Source organism: Staphylococcus croceilyticus (assembly GCF_002902575.1).
Lineage (GTDB): Bacteria > Bacillota > Bacilli > Staphylococcales > Staphylococcaceae > Staphylococcus > Staphylococcus croceilyticus.
Genome location: NZ_PPRD01000039.1, coordinates 1 through 16,849, shown reverse-complemented (window position 1 = coordinate 16,849; position 16,849 = coordinate 1). Strand labels below are relative to the sequence as shown.

Sequence of the window (16,849 nt, the reverse complement as noted above, 5' to 3'; positions counted from 1 at the left end):
ATGATACTCAAGATAATCATTATAAAACAAAAAAAGGTTTGGAAAGCTATTTAGCTTCCAAACCTTTATCAATTTATTTTAATTCAGCTACGCGTAAGCGGTTTTCTGCTCTTGCTAATGCACGCTTAGCTCGGTTAATATCGCTATTATCCTCGTCTTCTAAATGTGATTGCGCTCTTTGACGAGCTAATTTAGCTCTTTCCACGTCAATTTCGCTAGCAGCTTCAGCTGTTTGTACAATTACAGATACTTTTTGTTGTCTAATTTCAACAAAGCCACCACTAACAGCTATATACTCAGAACCATTTTTATAATTCACTTTAACATGGCCTGTTTTTAATGCGGCAACTGTCGGAATATGTCCACTCATGACACCCATTTCCCCAGCTGTCGTTTGAAAAACAACCAGTTCAACGTCATCTTTTTCGTAGACTGAACCATTAGGAGTGACAATATCAAGATTTAAAGTACTCATTATCTATTCCTCCTAATTAGTTTAGACTTCAACACCCATATCTTTTGCTTTAGCAATTACATCTTCCATGCTTCCTACTAAACGGAATGCATCTTCAGGAATGTGATCATATTTACCATCTAAGATATCTTTGAAATCAGATACTGTTGTTTTAACAGGTACATAAGAACCTTTTTGACCAGTAAATTGTTCAGCTACGTGGAAGTTTTGAGATAAGAAGAATTGAATTCTACGTGCACGTTCTACAGTAAGTTTATCTTCTTCAGATAACTCATCCATACCAAGAATAGCAATGATATCTTGTAATTCTCTATATTTTTGAAGTGTTGATTGAACATCACGCGCAACTTCATAGTGTTCTTGACCAACGATTGATGGTTCTAACGCTCTAGAAGTTGATGCTAATGGGTCTACCGCTGGATAGATACCCATTTCTGTTAATTTACGTTCTAAGTTTGTTGTTGCATCTAAGTGTGCGAAAGCAGTTGCTGGGGCTGGGTCAGTATAGTCATCGGCTGGTACGAATACGGCTTGAATTGATGTTACAGAACCTTTATTCGTAGATGTAATACGTTCTTGTAATTGACCCATCTCAGTTGCTAATGTTGGTTGGTAACCAACGGCTGAAGGCATACGTCCTAATAACGCTGATACTTCAGAACCAGCTTGTGTAAATCTGAAGATATTATCAATGAATAAAAGTACGTCTTGACCTTGTTCATCACGGAAGTATTCAGCCATTGTTAAAGCTGATAAAGCTACACGCATACGTGCACCAGGTGGCTCATTCATTTGACCAAATACCATTGCAGTCTTTTTGATTACGCCACTATCGCTCATTTCATAGTATAAGTCATTACCTTCACGTGTACGTTCACCAACGCCCGCGAATACTGAAATACCACCATGTTCTTGAGCAATATTATTAATTAATTCTTGGATTAAAACGGTTTTACCAACGCCGGCACCACCAAATAGACCAATTTTACCACCTTTAATGTAAGGTGCTAATAAGTCTACTACTTTAATACCAGTTTCTAAAATTTCTACTTCTGTAGATAATTCATCAAAGTTTGGTGCTTGACGGTGAATAGGATCTCTTCTAACTGAGCTATCTAATTTATCGTCTAAATCGATAGTATCACCTAAGACATTGAATACACGTCCTAAAGTTTCTTCACCAACTGGAACACTAATGTCATTACCAGTATTTTGTACTTCCATACCACGTTGGACACCATCAGTTGAATCCATAGCAATTGTACGTACAACGTCATCGCCTAATTGTAAAGCAACTTCAAGTGTTAATTCGAAAGTTCCATCTTCTTTAGGGACTTCAATGATAAGGGCGTTATTAATTTCAGGTACTTCATTATGTTCGAAACGAACGTCAATTACAGGACCCATAACCTGAGTTACACGGCCATTACCCATGTTGTTTCCTCCTTTAAAATATTATTCAAGCGCTGCAGAACCGCCAACAATTTCTGTGATTTGTTGAGTGATTTCAGCTTGTCTTGCTCTATTGTATTGTAATGATAAATCATCAATAAGTTCAGTTGCATTATCAGAAGCATTTTTCATTGCAGTCATACGAGCTGCATGTTCACTAGCTTTAGCATCTAGAATCGTTCCATAAATTAAACTTTCAACGTATTGTGGAAGTATAACGCTTAGGATAGATTCTTTATCTGGTTCAAATTCATATGAAGACATTTGGCCTTGGCCTTGGCTAGAATCTTCTTGAGATAATGGAAGAACTTGTTTAGTAGACGGTTTATTTTCAAGAACACTAACATAGTGACTATAATAAATCTTCAATTCATCAATATGTTCTTCACTGAATAAGTCAATGGCATATTTTGCAATAGCTTGTATTGATTTAAATGAAGGTTGATCAGGAACATCAACAAGTGAATTCTCTATTTCATAACCTCTATTTTTAAGGAAATCAACACCAGTTTGACCTAATACCATAATACTGTAATCGTCTTTGCTAGAGTGTTTCTCTTTAATATCATTGATTAATTTTTTAAGCACATTAGAACTATATGCGCCAGCTAAACCTTTATCACTTGTGATAACTAAATAACCACTACGTTGAACTTGTCTTGGTCTTAACATAGGATGGCTTGAATTTTTACTAGCACCTGCAATTGCTGTAATCGCATCTTGCATTTTTTCCATATAAGGTTCGAATTGCTTAGTATTCTTTTCAGCACGACGTAATTTTGAACTAGATACCATGTTCATTGCTTTGGTAATCTGTTTCATCTTTTTCGTCGATTTTATACGACCATCTATTTCCTTTAGAGAAGCCATTATCTCACCACCTTTTCGATTTAAAGTTTAATTATTCAGATTTACTGAAACTTTTCTTGAATTCGTTAAGTACTGCATCAAATTTATCTTCAGAAGGTAAGCCACCAGTTTCTCTGATTTCACCTAATAATTCAGAAGCGTTTGATTTAGCCCAACTATTTAATTCATCTTCGAAACGAGTGATGTCTACTACAGGAATATCGTCTAAGTAACCTTTAGTTAATGCGTAGATGATTAACACTTGGTTTTCAACTGGTAAAGGTTTATTTTGGTCTTGTTTTAAGACTTCAACAGTACGTTTACCACGTTCTAATTTTCTAGCTGTAAATTCATCTAAATCAGAACCAAATTGCGCAAATGATTCTAATTCTCTATATGAAGCAAGGTCTAAACGAAGTGTACCAGCAACTTTCTTCATAGCTTTAATTTGAGCTGAACCACCTACACGTGATACAGATTGACCTGCATTAATCGCTGGTCGAACACCTGAGAAGAATAAATCAGATTGTAAGAAGATTTGTCCGTCTGTAATTGAAATTACGTTAGTAGGAACGTAGGCTGAGATATCTCCTGCTTGTGTTTCAATAATTGGTAAGGCAGTAATAGATCCGCCACCTAATGAATCATTTAATTTCGCTGCTCTTTCTAATAATCTACTATGTAAGTAGAATACGTCACCAGGATAAGCTTCACGGCCTGGAGGTCTACGTAATAATAATGATAATTCACGATAAGCCGCAGCTTGTTTAGTTAAATCATCATAAATAATAAGTACATGCTTACCATTAAACATGAATTCTTCGCCCATTGTTACACCTGAATATGGTGCAATATATAATAATGGCGATGGTTCAGACGCTGACGCTGTTACTACGATTGTATAATCTAATGCACCAGCTTGACGTAATTTTTCTACATTAGCACGTACTGTTGATTCTTTTTGACCAATAGCTACGTAAATACAAATTGTATCTAAACCTTTTTGGTTTAAGATTGTATCAATACCAATTGTAGTTTTACCTGTTTGTCTATCACCAATAATTAACTCACGTTGTCCACGTCCGATTGGTACTAAGGCATCAATCGCTTTAATACCAGTTTGTAATGGTTCATCAACTGATTTACGAGCCATTACGCCTGTTGCTTTTTGCTCAACAGGACGTGTTTTAGTCGTATTAATTGGACCTTGACCATCGATAGGTTGGCCTAGTGGGTTAACCACGCGTCCAATAAGTTCTTCACCTACTGGAACTTCCATAATACGACCAGTACGTTTTACTTCGTCACCTTCAGTAATTTCACTGTAAGGTCCTAAAATAACTACACCCACGTTTGATTCTTCAAGGTTTTGTGCTAAACCAAGAACACCATTTGGGAACTCTACAAGCTCACCAGCCATACAGTCATTTAATCCGTGAATTAATGCGATACCATCACCGATTTGAAGTACAGTACCAACATCAGTTACAGACATCTCAGACTCATAATTTTCAATTTGTGAGCGAAGTAATGCACTGATTTCTTCAGCTTTTATGGCCATCTATGTCACTCCTCTTATTTTAGTTAACTCTTCTAAATTTACGTTCGATTTGTTCTAAGTCGCTCTTAACACTACCGTCTAACACAGTTGTGCCAACTTTTACTCTGAAACCACCAATTAAATCAGGATTGATTTTAGTAATAATATGTACTTTTGACAACTTAGTTTGGTTAATAATTAAATTTCTAATTCTTTCTAATTCATCTTCAGTTAATTGATAAACTGACTCAACGATTGCCGTATCTTGATTATGATGAGCGTTATAGAAATCACTAAATTCTTTAAAAATAGAATTAATTAACGTCAAATGACGGTTATTTGCTAATATCATTAGCATATTTTTTAAGTAATAATTCGCTTCACCAAATACAATTCCTACAAATTTGCGTCTTTCAGAAGCAGGTTTGCTAGGATTTGAATCAATAGCTTTTAATTCTTGTTGATATTGTTGTGTAGCGTCATTCACTACTTTTAACTCTTCATACATTAAATCTAATCTATCTTTATCAATAGAAACATCAAATAATGCCTTAGCATATTTTTTTGCTACATCTGCCATTATTTATCGCCTGCCTCTTTAAGATACTTATCAACTAATGCTTTCTGATCATGTTCAGAAATTTCTTTTTGAAGTACTTTAGAAGCAATCAATACTGATAGTTCAGAAACTTGATTATTAATATCTGCAAGTGCGCGTTCTTTTTCACTGTTAATTTCACTTTGAGCAGTTTCAATCATACCATTTGCACGAACGTTAGCTTCATGAATGATTTCTTCATGTTGTTTACGAGCTTGAACTCTAGCGTCTTCAAGGATACGTTGAACTTCATCTTGTGTTTCTTTAAGTGTCTTTCTATTTTCTTCTTCAAGTTTTTGCGCATTAAGTTTTGCTTCTTCCGCTTCATCGATATCTCTATTAATATCTCTTTCACGTTTGTCCATTACTTCTTTTAATGGACCCCAAGCAAATTTTTTCAATAGTGCTAAGAGGATAACAAATGTTAAAACAGTAACAATAACTGTTCCCCACTCAACACCACCGGCTGCTGCACCCAAAACATATGAATTAGCTAATGCATTCACTGGCATTCGACACTCCTTTCATTATTAATCATCATATTTGCATTAAATAAAACGAACGGCGAAGATCAAAGAGACTTCGCCTCAAAATATTTCTTATCTGAAAAGAGTCATGAATGAAATTACAACACCGATGATTGGTAATGCCTCAACTAAACCAATACCAATGAACATAATACTCATTAATTGACCACGTGCTTCTGGTTGACGTGCTACACCTTCAACTGTTCTAGAAACGATAAGACCGTTACCGATACCTGCACCTAGTGCTGATAAACCGATTGCAATTGCTGCTGCGATTAAACCCATATTAATATTTCCTCCTAAAATTTTTTATTTAAATTAATGTGCGTCCGTTACTTTATGGGACATGTAAACCATTGAAAGCATAATAAAGATATATGCTTGGATAGAACCAACAAAGATTGAGAATCCTTGCCATACGATTAAACCTGGAATACCAATTATCCAGCCCCATCCATTTTGGAAGACCAGACCAGCTAATAGTGATAATAATAGTTCACCGGCAAATATATTACCGTATAAACGTAGACCAAGCGTTAATGTAGAAGAAAATTCTTCAAATACATTAATGATTGCTAATGGCCAGAACGGTTTAAAGTAATTACCTATGTAAGCTTTCGTACCGCGCATTTTCACACCATAGTAATGTGTTAATAAAATCATTGTTGTTGATAGTGTTAATGTTACAGTGGCATCAGCTGTTGGTGATTTCCACCATAAGTAATGATCTTTTGTCACTATAGCGAAAGGTAACCCTAACATGTTGGCAACAAAGATAAATAATATCAACGTTACTGCTAAGAAGTGAAATTGACCACCTTTATTCCAAGCCATGTTACTCTCAATGATACCTCTTACAAAATCAAAGACCCATTCAATAAAGTTCTGTTTACCTGTAGGTCTTTTCTTTAGATTACGCGTACAAATAATAGCTATTAAAAAAACAATAACTGCAGTAACAACTAACATCAAGATACTTGATAAGTTGAAAACGATATCAAAACCAAATACATTCCAACTTCTGAGTGGGGATTTGTGATCCATGTACTCACCTCTTTCTGTTCGAAAATTTTACTCCCTTTGTAATAAAGGACGTATGATGATTAGTACATAAGAAATCATAAGGCCTATCATTATTCCTATAATGTTTACATACTCTTTAAAGAAAAACCAAATCAAGCACGCTATAATAGCGACTAAATACCTCCAGATATTGCCCGTAGAAATATGTATATTATCTGGTTGCTTTGCCCGAGATAAATAAAATTCAAAGATATATGTATTAATTAAAGCGCCAAACGTTCCTATTATTAATCCTAAAGTAAAAGGATTAGGTTTAATAATGTACAAAACACTTAACAAAATTAAAAAATAGATATAATATTGAATGAATTGTTTGAAGATAATACTAAAACGCTTCATTCGTAGTGCCTCCAAAATTACTTATGAGTATCATGTAAACCGTTCCACTCATACAATTTTAATAATAATATAGCGTATATAACGTGTCAATTCTATTCAAATTGTTGTAAAAATTCCATGCAATTTTGTCACAAAATATTCACATTTTAAATTCTTTTGGTTTTTCAGTAGTTAATCCAAAATAATATTTTATATTTTCGCATATTCTTAATGACGCCAATCCATCTCCGTAAGGGTTTTGTATTGATGCCATATTTTTATATGCTGTTGGATTATCTAATAGCATTTTTATTTCTGAATAGACATTACCTGCTTCTGTGCCTATCACTTTTAATGTTCCAGCTGCAACTCCTTCTGGTCGCTCTGTAACATCTCTTAACACTAGGACAGGTTTATTTAACGAAGGTGCTTCCTCTTGAACCCCGCCAGAATCCGTTAATATGAAATGTGCCTTATTAGCAAAATTGTGGAAGTCTATGACATCTAAGGGCTCTATTCTTTCTACTTGCGCTTGGTCACTAAAATATTTACTAGATAAACCTCTAACTTTAGGATTCAAGTGCTGAGGATAAACTACCACTACATCTTTATATTCACTAATTATTTTATTAATCGCTTTGAAAACATTTTCCATAGGACGACCAATATTTTCTCTACGATGCATTGTTAATAATATTATTTTTTTATTTTTGTGCTTATTTAAAATTTCTGACATGTAGTCATCTTTAATCGTAAGATTCAACGTATCAATTGCTGTATTTCCAGTTACAATGATAGACTCGTTGTCTTTTTGTTCTTTGATTAAATTTTCAGCTGCATTTGTAGTAGGTGCAAAATGCAAGTCGGCAATATTGCTTACCATTTGTCGATTGATTTCCTCAGGAAACGGCGCATATTTATTGCCAGTTCTCAACCCTGCTTCAACATGCCCTACAGCTATTTGATTATAAAAAGCAGCTAAAGCACCTGAAAATGTAGTAGTAGTATCTCCATGCACAAGTACCATATCTGGTTGTTCGTCTTTAATAATATTTTCAAGTTGTATCATAGCGCTAGACGTTATTTCAGATAATGTTTGATTTTCTTTCATAATATTTAAATCATAATGTGGTTGAATGTTAAATGTTTTTAATACTGAATCTAACATTTCTCGATGTTGAGCAGTTACAACAATCATTGGCTCTAATTCGTCGTCATTTTCAAGTGCTTTAACTAAGGGTGCCATTTTAATTGCTTCAGGTCTTGTACCAAAGACTGTCATAATTTTTTTCATATTATTTACTCCTACAACGAACTAACTTTAAACTTTTAACTACTGCACCTTTACTATTTAGTACCAAATAGTCTATCTCCAGCGTCACCTAAACCAGGTGTGATATATGCTTTATCATTTAATTTTTCATCTAAAGCCGCTATATAAATATTTACGTCATCGTGCGCTTCTTGCATTTTTTTAACACCTTCAGGAGCTGCAATTAAACACATAAATCTAATATTTTTAGCGCCACGTTTTTTTAATGAATTAATCGCTTCGATTGCAGATGCACCTGTTGCTAACATAGGATCTACAACGATAATTTGTCTTTCATCAATATCTTGTGGTAATTTTACGAAATATTCTACCGCTTTTAATGTTTCAGGGTCACGATATAATCCAATATGACCTACACGTGCTGCTGGCACTAAGCTTAATACACCATCAGTCATTCCTAAACCTGCTCTTAAAATAGGTACAATTGCTAATTTTTTACCTGCTAATCTTTTCGCTGTCATTTTTGTAACAGGTGTTTGGATTTCAACATCTTGAAGTTCTAAATCTCTTGTTACTTCATATGCCATTAACATACCTACTTCATCTACAAGCTCTCTAAATTCTTTTGTTCCCGTATTCATATCACGGATGTAACTTAATTTGTGTTGAATTAATGGGTGATCAAATACATGTACTTTACTCATTATTTATTTCCTCCAGTTTGATTAAAATTACTCATATAATGGATACTTAGATGTTAGTTTACTTACTCTTTCACTTGCTTCTTTTAATTTAGTTTGATCTTTAGGATTTTTTAGCGCTAAGCTGATAATTTTCCCTACTTCTTTAAATGCTTCTTCATCAAAGCCTCTAGTAGTAGCGGCTGGTGTACCTAAACGAATACCACTTGTAACGAATGGTTTTTCCTGATCAAAAGGAATAGTGTTTTTATTACAAGTAATACCGATTGAATCTAATGTAGATTCAGCTTCTTTACCTGTAACATTCACTGAGTTTTTAACGTCAACTGCTAATAAATGATTATCTGTACCACCAGAAACAATTCTAAAGCCTTCTTCTTGTAGCGTTTCTGCTAAAACTTTAGCATTTTTAACTACTTGTTCTTGGTACGCTTTAAATTCTGGTTCTAATGCTTCACCAAATGCAACGGCTTTAGCAGCAATGACGTGTTCTAATGGACCGCCTTGGATACCTGGGAAGATTGTTTTGTCTATATCTTTTTTATATTCTTCTTTGCAAAGGATTAATCCACCGCGTGGCCCTCTTAAAGTTTTATGCGTTGTACTAGTAACGAAATCTGCATACTCTACTGGATTAGGATGTAGACCTGCTGCTACTAAACCAGCAATATGCGCCATATCTACCATTAATTTTGCGCCTACTTCATCAGCGATTTCTCTGAACTTTTTAAAATCAAGTTCTCTTGAATATGCAGAAGTACCAGCCACTATTAATTTAGGTTTATGTTCAAGTGCTAATTTACGAACTGCCTCATAGTCAATCTTCTCTGTTTCTTTATCCACTTCATAATCAACGAAATTATAGAATTTACCGCTAAAGTTAACAGGAGAACCATGTGTTAAATGGCCACCATGACTTAAATTCATTCCTAATACAGTATCACCCATTTCAAGTGCTACTAAATAAACAGCCATATTAGCTTGTGAACCAGAATGAGGTTGAACATTAGCATGTTCAGCGCCAAATAAGGCTTTTACACGTTCTATAGCAATTGTTTCCGTAACATCTACATAATCGCATCCACCGTAATAACGACGTCCAGGATAACCTTCAGCATACTTATTCGTCATTACAGATCCTTGAGCTTCCATAACAGCTTCAGAAACAAAATTCTCAGATGCAATTAGTTCGATGTTATTATTTTGTCTATTATATTCATTTTGAATCGCTTCATAGACAGCTTTATCTTGATTTTCGATATATGACATTAAAATCCCCTCTTCCTCTCAAACCTATTCGTATTTAGCTCGTTCACCGCCGATTTTCTTAGGTCTTGAAGTAGCAATCGTTACTATTGCATCGCCAACTTTTTTGACACTAGTTCTAATCGGTACACAAACATGTTTAATATGCATGCCAATTAATGTTTGTCCAATATCAATGCCTTTAGGAACAGTGATATGCTCTACAACTACAGGATCTTTCATATGTTGATAAGCATATGTTGCTAGACTTCCACCTGCATGAACATCTGGTACGACTGTCACTTCTTCCATTGTTAAAGGATTAAATTGTTCTCTTTCGATTGTGACGGCTCTATTAATATGTTCACAACCTTGAAATGCGAATGATACACCTGTTTCTTGTTGTACCTTTTCTAAGGTAGTGAAAATATCTTTAGCTACGTCCATTGAACCTACAGAACCTATTTTTTCTCCAATAACTTCAGATGTTGAACAGCCAATAATGCATATTTCACCTTCTCTAAAGAATGATTGTGCTTTCAATTCATCTAATAAAGTCGTAAGTTCTTGCATAGAAATCTCCACCTTATTTATATAATTAAAAGAAGCATAGCAAACTAGCTATACTTCTTCATTATAACGTATTTAATTAATAACTTATACTAAATGTAATATTTTCGTTTTATGAAAGACCTTGCAATTTATGGATTAGATTATAAAGTTGATTAAACGTATCTCGATACGTATCAATACTACCTCCAAATGGGTCGTCCACATCTGCTTGTTCTCCAACGTATTCACTTAAAGTATACACATGAATATTTTCACCATACGCATTGATAAGTTGCGCTTTATGTGATTGAGTCATTGTTAAAATTAAATCACTTGTAAGGTCGCTCTCATCAAATTGCTGTGCTGAAGTAGGCTCTGGTAAATCATGTTCTAAGATAACTTCTAAAGACTCTGGCGTCACTGCTTGGCCATTTATCGCAAATAACCCTCTCGATTCAATTGTATCGTTTGGAAGCAATGTTTTAGCTATGCTTTCTGCAATAGGACTACGACACGTATTACCCGTACATACAAATGTTATTTTCATAACTCTTCACCTCTAATGACACGATTAGCAGTTGCTTTTGACATTCGATTCATTACGGCTTCCGCGGCTTCTGCATTTTCAAAAGCATAAATATACGCTTCATTAATCAGTTCATTCTTATCAATGTCATGCAAAATAGCATATAAATTATGATTTGCACCTTTAATATCACTTTCATCCTGACATAAAGGAATAAACCATGAATCATTGGGAACGAAAGATTTTAAACTTTCTGGCAAAATGAAAGCAACGTTTGTCCAATCTTTATGATTTAAAATAGGATGCGTTAAATTTTTTAGCATAGTGACTTGCGTTTCTGGTGAGTAATGCTTATATTTCATACCCGGAGCAATCGGTTTTTCGACATTATTATAATTAAAATGCTCAACACTATCTGGGAGGACTTCAATTAGCATGGTTTGAGTAATGGCGCCTGGACGAGCGATTCTAAATGGATATTGCGTACAATCAAGCACGGTACTTTCTAAACCTTCTTCACTTTGATCTCCATTGACTATGCCATCAATTTTACCATTTAAATCATGATAGACATGTTGAAATGTTGTAGGTGATGGACGTCCACTTAAATTTGCACTTGGCGCAGCTATAGGTAAATCTACATATTGTAAAATAGCGCGTCCTATTGTATGGCTTGGCATACGCACTGCAATTGAATCTAAGCCGCCACTCACTTTATCACATAAGTAACCTCTTTTTAGTGGTAAGATAAATGAAATCGGACCAGGCCAAAAGGCATCCATTAATACTTTGGCTTCATCAGGTACATGAGCAACAAAGTCGTTTAATTGTTCTAGACTGTGAATATGCACGATTAAGGGATTGTCAGAGGGACGTCCTTTGGCTTTATAAATATTAGAAACCGCTTCTTCATCTTTTGCATTTGCACCAAGACCATATACAGTTTCAGTAGGAATAGCGATTAAACCGCCTTGTTCAAATATTATTTTTATCTCATTTAATTTAGGAAATGATAGTGGCGCTTCATTATAGTTGCGCATATCCCATATTTTACTTTCCATTCACCTCACCCTTTCCTTTGAATTTCGTGATTATGAGTGTTGAAGAGGCTGGGACAAAATAAAATGTCTCAGCCTCCTCTATAATTTATTTCCATTCAAATGACACGATTCTATCTATTCCATTAATGTCTTTAATGACATTAACTGATAAATTTGAATATTTTTTTAAAATTAATTCCTTTAATATCTCACCTTGATTATACCCTATTTCAAATGTAACATATGCATCTTCATTAAGGACTTTTGGCAAATCATTTAATATAGATTCATATATTGCATAGCCTTTATTTTGCGCAAATAAGGCAACATGAGGCTCATATTTCACAACAGTATCTGCCATACTATGAACTTCTTCGTAGTCGATATAAGGTGGATTAGAGATTAGACCATCTACTTTAATATTATTTTTGATAAGTGGTTTTAAAGCATTTCCATGCAAAAATTCAATATCAGCATTATGATTATAGGCATTATCCTTCGCTAAATCTAGTGTTTCTTGAACGACATCTGTCGCAACCACATTTAATTTAGGACTTATTTTTTTAAGTGATACAGCAAGCGCCCCACTACCTGTTCCAATGTCTACCACTGTCGCTTCCTCTTTTACATGTTCCAAGAAGTGAAGCATCACTTCTTCAGTTTCTGGACGAGGAATGAGACAATGTGCATTTACTTGAAACTGAAGACCATAAAACATTTGAAAGCCTACAATGTACTGAATAGGCTCTCCTAGTAGCATACGTTCAACAGCTAAAGAAAATTTTGCTTCTTCAGCTTCATTCATTTCATCATACATATGCATGAGATAATCCGTTCTAGACCAACCAAATAAATCAAGCATTAACCATTCTGCACGAGACTGTTCGAATCCTTTGTTCTTTGCTAATTGAATGGCTTCAGTTAACTTATCCTTAAAGCTCGCCATTATTTAATTCTTTCAGTTTTTCAGTTTGTTCAGAAAGTGTAAGTGCATCGATAATCTCGTCTAATTTACCTTCCATAATTTGATCTAACTTTTGTAATGTTAGACCGATACGGTGGTCTGTTACACGACTTTGAGGGTAATTGTATGTTCTCACACGTTCAGAGCGGTCACCTGTACCAACTGCTGATTTACGTTGTGCAGCATATTTTTGTTGTTCTTCTTGTAACTTCATATCATATAAACGTGCTTTCAACACTTTTAATGCTTTTTCACGGTTTTGAATTTGAGATTTTTCAGAAGATGTAGCAATGACACCTGTTGGTAAGTGCGTAATACGTACAGCTGAGTCTGTAGTATTGACGTGCTGACCACCAGCACCACTTGAACGATACGTGTCAATTTTTAAATCCTCATTACGAATTTCAATTTCAACATCTTCAACTTCTGGTAATACCGCTACTGTAGCAGTTGAAGTATGAATACGGCCACCTGATTCTGTTTCAGGTACACGTTGCACACGATGTGCGCCATTTTCAAATTTCAATTTACTATATGCACCATTACCTGAAACTGAGAAACTGATTTCTTTATAACCACCATGGTCACTTTCAGCTGCTTCTACAATTTCAGTTTTAAAGTTTTGAGATTCTGCATATTTTGTATACATTCTTAATAAATCACCAGCGAAAATTGCCGCTTCATCTCCACCTGCTGCTGCTCTGATTTCAACGATAACGTCTTTCTCATCATTAGGGTCTTTAGGGATAAGTAAAAATTTAAGTTGTTCTTCTAATTCAGGAATAGCACTTTTAAGACTAGCACTTTCCTCTTTTAACATTTCAATTTCTTCTTTATCGTCTGTTTCGTTTAACATTTCATCGATTTCAGCGATTTCTTCTTTTTTACTTTTATAATCTCTATAAACATCTACTGTTTTTTGTAAATCAGCTTGTTCTTTAGAATATTTACGTAATTTATCTGAATCATTTACAACCTCAGGGTCACTTAACATTTCATTTAATTGTTCATATCTTTCTTCAACAATATCTAATTGATCAAACACTACATTTCCTCCTTCTCGTTATTACTCGGTGCAACAATGTGATGTGCTCTACATCTTGGTTCATAACTTTCATTCGCTCCGACTAAAATAATAGGATCATCTATTTTAGCTGGTTGTCCATTAATTAATCGTTGGGTTCTACTTGAAGACGAACCACAAACAGCACATACTGCTTGCAATTTAGTTACTTGTTCACTGACTGCCATGATTTGAGGCATAGGTTCGAATGGTTCTCCACGAAAGTCCATGTCCAACCCAGCAACTACGACTCTGTGGCCATTTTCAGCAAGTTTTTCAACAATATTAACAATTTCTTTATCAAAGAATTGAATTTCATCTATACCAATCACATCTACATGTGATAAATCTTGTAATAAAATATCTCGTGCTGTGGTAATATTAATGGCCTCTAATTCATTTCCATCATGAGATACGACTTTTTCATCATGGTAACGATTATCTATAGCCGGTTTAAACACTACTACTTTTTGTTTAGCATAAAGACCTCGGCGCAATCGACGAATTAATTCTTCTGATTTGCCACTAAACATACTTCCAGTAATGCATTCAATCCAACCAGAATGGTAAGTTTCATACATTATAAGTTCCACCTTTTTCAAAACATAATCGCTTAATTATATCATATTTTAATTGTTTATAAACGACTTTATGTATATCTAGAATGTTCATAATTTTTAAGTATTTATGCCACTATACTTTATCCAGCATGTCACTTACTCATTTCTTTAAAATAAAAAAACTGCCTACTTAACTCTATATAACATAGATTAGGCAGACAGTTTAAACTTACAATTAGTTGTTGTTGTTTGATTTGAGACCAAACTTTTTGTTGAAACGTTCCACACGACCATCCGCAGCAGCGAATTTTTGACGTCCAGTATAGAATGGGTGTGAATCAGAAGATACATCTAAACGAATAACTGGGTATTCATTTCCATCTTCCCATTCCATAGTTTCTGAAGATGTTTTTGTAGAACCACTTAAGAATTTAAAGTTTGTTGTAGTATCTAAAAAGATAACTTTGTGGTAATCAGGATGAATTCCTTGTTTCATTATTTTCAGCTCCTTTGCCCTGAACCATCTGGAACAGAGTTATTTGTGAGTTTTTACCCAATACTTAGCAATTATAATAGTTATTACTATAAAACGCAACCCTCAAACTGATATTCATTAAATTATCGGTTTGCCCGTTTTAGTACTCTCTTCGGCTGCTTTTTGTAATTGTTGGAAAAACTCTTTATTATTTTTTGATTTTTTCAATTTTCTAATGAAGCGTTCCGTAAAGTCTGTAGAATCTGTAAACATATTTCTAAGTTGCCATAATGAATCTAACTCAGATTTACTAATTAATAATTCTTCTTTACGCGTTGAGCTTCTACCGATATCAATTGCTGGGAAGATACGACGCTCAGATAACTTACGATCTAAGTGTAACTCCATATTTCCTGTTCCTTTGAACTCTTCATAAATCATATCGTCCATACGTGAACCAGTTTCAACTAACGCTGTCGCAAGAATAGTAAGACTTCCACCCGCTTCAATATTACGTGCTGCCCCAAAGAATGCTTTAGGTTTGTGTAATGAGGCTGGATCTAACCCACCAGATAACGTTCTACCACTTGGAGGGATAACTAAGTTATATGCACGTGCCAAACGCGTAATAGAATCCATTAAGATAATTACATCTTGTCCAATCTCAACTAATCGTTTCGCTCTTTCAAGTAATAATTCCGCCACTTTAACGTGGTGTTCAGGTGGCTCATCAAACGTTGAATGTACAACTTCTGCCGATTCAACTGAACGTTCAATATCCGTTACCTCTTCTGGTCGCTCACCCACTAATAAAATAAATAATTTTGCATCAGGTTTATTTGTACTAATGGCATTAGCGATTTCTTTAAGTAATGAAGTTTTACCAGTCTTTGGAGGAGCTACGATAAGTCCACGTTGACCTAAACCGATTGGGGTAACTAAATCCATAATACGCGGTGAGTAGTTTTGAGGATCTGTTTCTAAAATAATTCGTTCCTCAGGATAAAGAGGTGTTAAAGCTTGGAAGTGAGGGCGTTTTTTGACAACTTCAGCATTTTCATCATTTACAAAGTCTACTTGTAATAAGCCATAATATTTTTCATTGTCTTTAGGCTTACGAACCTTACCAGTCACCTTATCGCCTCGTTTAATTTCGAAACGTCGAATTTGACTAGCAGAGATGTAAATGTCTTTTTCACCTTTAGAATAGTTAACTGTTCTTAAGAAACCGTAACCATCTGGCTGAATATCGTCTAATACACCTTCCATGTAGTAATTGCCATCTTTTTCCATTTGCGCTTCCATGATGGCTAAAACTAATTCGCTTTTATTCAATTTACTATAATTAGTAAGTTTTAAAGATTTTGCTTTTTGCGTTAACTCTTTAGTTGTGTAATTCTTATATAATTCATGAAAAGATTCATATTGCGGTGATGTACGTTCTCTCTCAGGCATAAACTGCACCCATTTCTTATATTTTTATGAAGACTCATTTTTAACATAGTTTATTATTTTGAGTTATTTTCTGTTTTTCTGAAAATGCAGAACCAAATAAATCATAAATTATTTTATCAAAAAGTTGTGAGTCTTAAATACTAGAATTAATAT

The 16,849-nt window shown here is 34.5% G+C and carries 20 protein-coding genes; all 20 read right to left on the bottom strand.

From position 1 onward, the window contains the following. Positions 1-73: 73 nt before the first annotated feature. Entirely contained in the window at positions 74-475 is a 402-nt protein-coding gene (locus CD128_RS06280; RefSeq protein WP_103298000.1) for a F0F1 ATP synthase subunit epsilon, read from the bottom strand. A gap of 21 nt (positions 476-496) precedes the next feature. Next, positions 497-1,909, bottom strand: a complete 1,413-nt coding sequence (gene atpD / locus CD128_RS06275) for a F0F1 ATP synthase subunit beta (protein WP_103329177.1) — start codon at positions 1,907-1,909, stop codon at positions 497-499. Positions 1,910-1,930: 21 nt separating this feature from the next. Next, positions 1,931-2,797 (bottom strand): ATP synthase F1 subunit gamma, encoded by an 867-nt coding sequence (gene atpG / locus CD128_RS06270; RefSeq protein WP_103297998.1) that lies wholly within the window; start codon positions 2,795-2,797, stop codon positions 1,931-1,933. 31 nt (positions 2,798-2,828) lie between these two features. Continuing rightward, entirely contained in the window at positions 2,829-4,337 is a 1,509-nt protein-coding gene (atpA, locus tag CD128_RS06265) for a F0F1 ATP synthase subunit alpha (protein WP_103329176.1), read from the bottom strand. A 19-nt stretch (positions 4,338-4,356) separates the two neighbouring features. After that, entirely contained in the window at positions 4,357-4,896 is a 540-nt protein-coding gene (locus CD128_RS06260) for a F0F1 ATP synthase subunit delta (protein ID WP_103329175.1), read from the bottom strand. Continuing rightward, positions 4,896-5,426: a F0F1 ATP synthase subunit B gene (locus CD128_RS06255; RefSeq protein ID WP_415239155.1), complete on the bottom strand. Its 531-nt coding sequence runs from the start codon at positions 5,424-5,426 to the stop codon at positions 4,896-4,898. The genes CD128_RS06260 and CD128_RS06255 overlap by 1 nt, the downstream gene beginning before the upstream one ends. A gap of 87 nt (positions 5,427-5,513) precedes the next feature. Continuing rightward, positions 5,514-5,726 (bottom strand): F0F1 ATP synthase subunit C, encoded by a 213-nt coding sequence (gene atpE / locus CD128_RS06250; RefSeq protein WP_002448651.1) that lies wholly within the window; start codon positions 5,724-5,726, stop codon positions 5,514-5,516. A 33-nt stretch (positions 5,727-5,759) separates the two neighbouring features. Further along, positions 5,760-6,485 (bottom strand): F0F1 ATP synthase subunit A, encoded by a 726-nt coding sequence (atpB, locus tag CD128_RS06245; RefSeq protein ID WP_103329174.1) that lies wholly within the window; start codon positions 6,483-6,485, stop codon positions 5,760-5,762. Positions 6,486-6,512: 27 nt separating this feature from the next. After that, positions 6,513-6,863 carry an ATP synthase subunit I gene (locus CD128_RS06240; protein WP_103329173.1) on the bottom strand — a complete coding sequence of 117 codons (351 nt, stop codon included), beginning with the start codon at positions 6,861-6,863 and terminating at the stop codon, positions 6,513-6,515. 139 nt (positions 6,864-7,002) lie between these two features. After that, the gene (wecB, locus tag CD128_RS06235; protein WP_103329172.1) at positions 7,003-8,136 is read right to left on the bottom strand and encodes a non-hydrolyzing UDP-N-acetylglucosamine 2-epimerase; all 1,134 of its coding nucleotides are present in this window, start codon (positions 8,134-8,136) and stop codon (positions 7,003-7,005) included. Between the two features lie 53 nt (positions 8,137-8,189). Further along, positions 8,190-8,819 carry a uracil phosphoribosyltransferase gene (gene upp / locus CD128_RS06230; protein WP_103329171.1) on the bottom strand — a complete coding sequence of 210 codons (630 nt, stop codon included), beginning with the start codon at positions 8,817-8,819 and terminating at the stop codon, positions 8,190-8,192. Positions 8,820-8,846: 27 nt separating this feature from the next. After that, positions 8,847-10,085 carry a serine hydroxymethyltransferase gene (gene glyA, locus CD128_RS06225; RefSeq protein ID WP_103329170.1) on the bottom strand — a complete coding sequence of 413 codons (1,239 nt, stop codon included), beginning with the start codon at positions 10,083-10,085 and terminating at the stop codon, positions 8,847-8,849. A gap of 24 nt (positions 10,086-10,109) precedes the next feature. Then, on the bottom strand, positions 10,110-10,634 hold the full coding sequence (locus CD128_RS06220) for a TIGR01440 family protein (RefSeq protein WP_103329169.1): 525 nt from the start codon (positions 10,632-10,634) through the stop codon (positions 10,110-10,112). A 109-nt stretch (positions 10,635-10,743) separates the two neighbouring features. Continuing rightward, on the bottom strand, positions 10,744-11,160 hold the full coding sequence (locus CD128_RS06215) for a low molecular weight protein arginine phosphatase (protein ID WP_103329168.1): 417 nt from the start codon (positions 11,158-11,160) through the stop codon (positions 10,744-10,746). Continuing rightward, a complete protein-coding gene (locus CD128_RS06210) occupies positions 11,157-12,200 on the bottom strand; it encodes an L-threonylcarbamoyladenylate synthase (RefSeq protein ID WP_103329167.1) in 1,044 nt (347 codons plus the stop codon). The genes CD128_RS06215 and CD128_RS06210 overlap by 4 nt, the downstream gene beginning before the upstream one ends. Positions 12,201-12,285: 85 nt before the next feature. Then, entirely contained in the window at positions 12,286-13,125 is an 840-nt protein-coding gene (gene prmC, locus CD128_RS06205) for a peptide chain release factor N(5)-glutamine methyltransferase (protein ID WP_103329166.1), read from the bottom strand. Then, a complete protein-coding gene (gene prfA, locus CD128_RS06200; RefSeq protein ID WP_103329165.1) occupies positions 13,112-14,188 on the bottom strand; it encodes a peptide chain release factor 1 in 1,077 nt (358 codons plus the stop codon). The genes prmC and prfA overlap by 14 nt, the downstream gene beginning before the upstream one ends. Beyond that, entirely contained in the window at positions 14,188-14,787 is a 600-nt protein-coding gene (locus CD128_RS06195; protein WP_103329164.1) for a thymidine kinase, read from the bottom strand. Before CD128_RS06195 ends, prfA begins: the two co-directional genes overlap by 1 nt. A 214-nt stretch (positions 14,788-15,001) precedes the next feature. Beyond that, a complete protein-coding gene (locus CD128_RS06185; RefSeq protein WP_103298956.1) occupies positions 15,002-15,262 on the bottom strand; it encodes a type B 50S ribosomal protein L31 in 261 nt (86 codons plus the stop codon). Positions 15,263-15,379: 117 nt separating this feature from the next. Beyond that, entirely contained in the window at positions 15,380-16,696 is a 1,317-nt protein-coding gene (rho, locus tag CD128_RS06180) for a transcription termination factor Rho (RefSeq protein ID WP_103329163.1), read from the bottom strand. Between the last annotated feature and the right edge of the window lie 153 nt (positions 16,697-16,849).

What these genes read in the sequence shown, in the direction of transcription:
- atpE (WP_002448651.1), bottom strand. Translation starts at nt 5,726, where the DNA reads ATGGGTTTAATCGCAGCAGCAATTGCAATCGGTTTATCAGCACTAGGT.
- atpG (WP_103297998.1), bottom strand. Translation starts at nt 2,797, where the DNA reads ATGGCTTCTCTAAAGGAAATAGATGGTCGTATAAAATCGACGAAAAAG.
- CD128_RS06240 (WP_103329173.1), bottom strand. Translation starts at nt 6,863, where the DNA reads ATGAAGCGTTTTAGTATTATCTTCAAACAATTCATTCAATATTATATC.
- glyA (WP_103329170.1), bottom strand. Translation starts at nt 10,085, where the DNA reads ATGTCATATATCGAAAATCAAGATAAAGCTGTCTATGAAGCGATTCAA.
- upp (WP_103329171.1), bottom strand. Translation starts at nt 8,819, where the DNA reads ATGAGTAAAGTACATGTATTTGATCACCCATTAATTCAACACAAATTA.
- CD128_RS06215 (WP_103329168.1), bottom strand. Translation starts at nt 11,160, where the DNA reads ATGAAAATAACATTTGTATGTACGGGTAATACGTGTCGTAGTCCTATT.
- CD128_RS06195 (WP_103329164.1), bottom strand. Translation starts at nt 14,787, where the DNA reads ATGTATGAAACTTACCATTCTGGTTGGATTGAATGCATTACTGGAAGT.
- atpA (WP_103329176.1), bottom strand. Translation starts at nt 4,337, where the DNA reads ATGGCCATAAAAGCTGAAGAAATCAGTGCATTACTTCGCTCACAAATT.
- prmC (WP_103329166.1), bottom strand. Translation starts at nt 13,125, where the DNA reads ATGGCGAGCTTTAAGGATAAGTTAACTGAAGCCATTCAATTAGCAAAG.
- atpB (WP_103329174.1), bottom strand. Translation starts at nt 6,485, where the DNA reads ATGGATCACAAATCCCCACTCAGAAGTTGGAATGTATTTGGTTTTGAT.
- CD128_RS06220 (WP_103329169.1), bottom strand. Translation starts at nt 10,634, where the DNA reads ATGCAAGAACTTACGACTTTATTAGATGAATTGAAAGCACAATCATTC.
- CD128_RS06280 (WP_103298000.1), bottom strand. Translation starts at nt 475, where the DNA reads ATGAGTACTTTAAATCTTGATATTGTCACTCCTAATGGTTCAGTCTAC.
- atpD (WP_103329177.1), bottom strand. Translation starts at nt 1,909, where the DNA reads ATGGGTAATGGCCGTGTAACTCAGGTTATGGGTCCTGTAATTGACGTT.
- wecB (WP_103329172.1), bottom strand. Translation starts at nt 8,136, where the DNA reads ATGAAAAAAATTATGACAGTCTTTGGTACAAGACCTGAAGCAATTAAA.
- CD128_RS06260 (WP_103329175.1), bottom strand. Translation starts at nt 4,896, where the DNA reads ATGGCAGATGTAGCAAAAAAATATGCTAAGGCATTATTTGATGTTTCT.
- CD128_RS06210 (WP_103329167.1), bottom strand. Translation starts at nt 12,200, where the DNA reads ATGGAAAGTAAAATATGGGATATGCGCAACTATAATGAAGCGCCACTA.
- CD128_RS06255 (WP_415239155.1), bottom strand. Translation starts at nt 5,426, where the DNA reads ATGCCAGTGAATGCATTAGCTAATTCATATGTTTTGGGTGCAGCAGCC.
- rho (WP_103329163.1), bottom strand. Translation starts at nt 16,696, where the DNA reads ATGCCTGAGAGAGAACGTACATCACCGCAATATGAATCTTTTCATGAA.
- CD128_RS06185 (WP_103298956.1), bottom strand. Translation starts at nt 15,262, where the DNA reads ATGAAACAAGGAATTCATCCTGATTACCACAAAGTTATCTTTTTAGAT.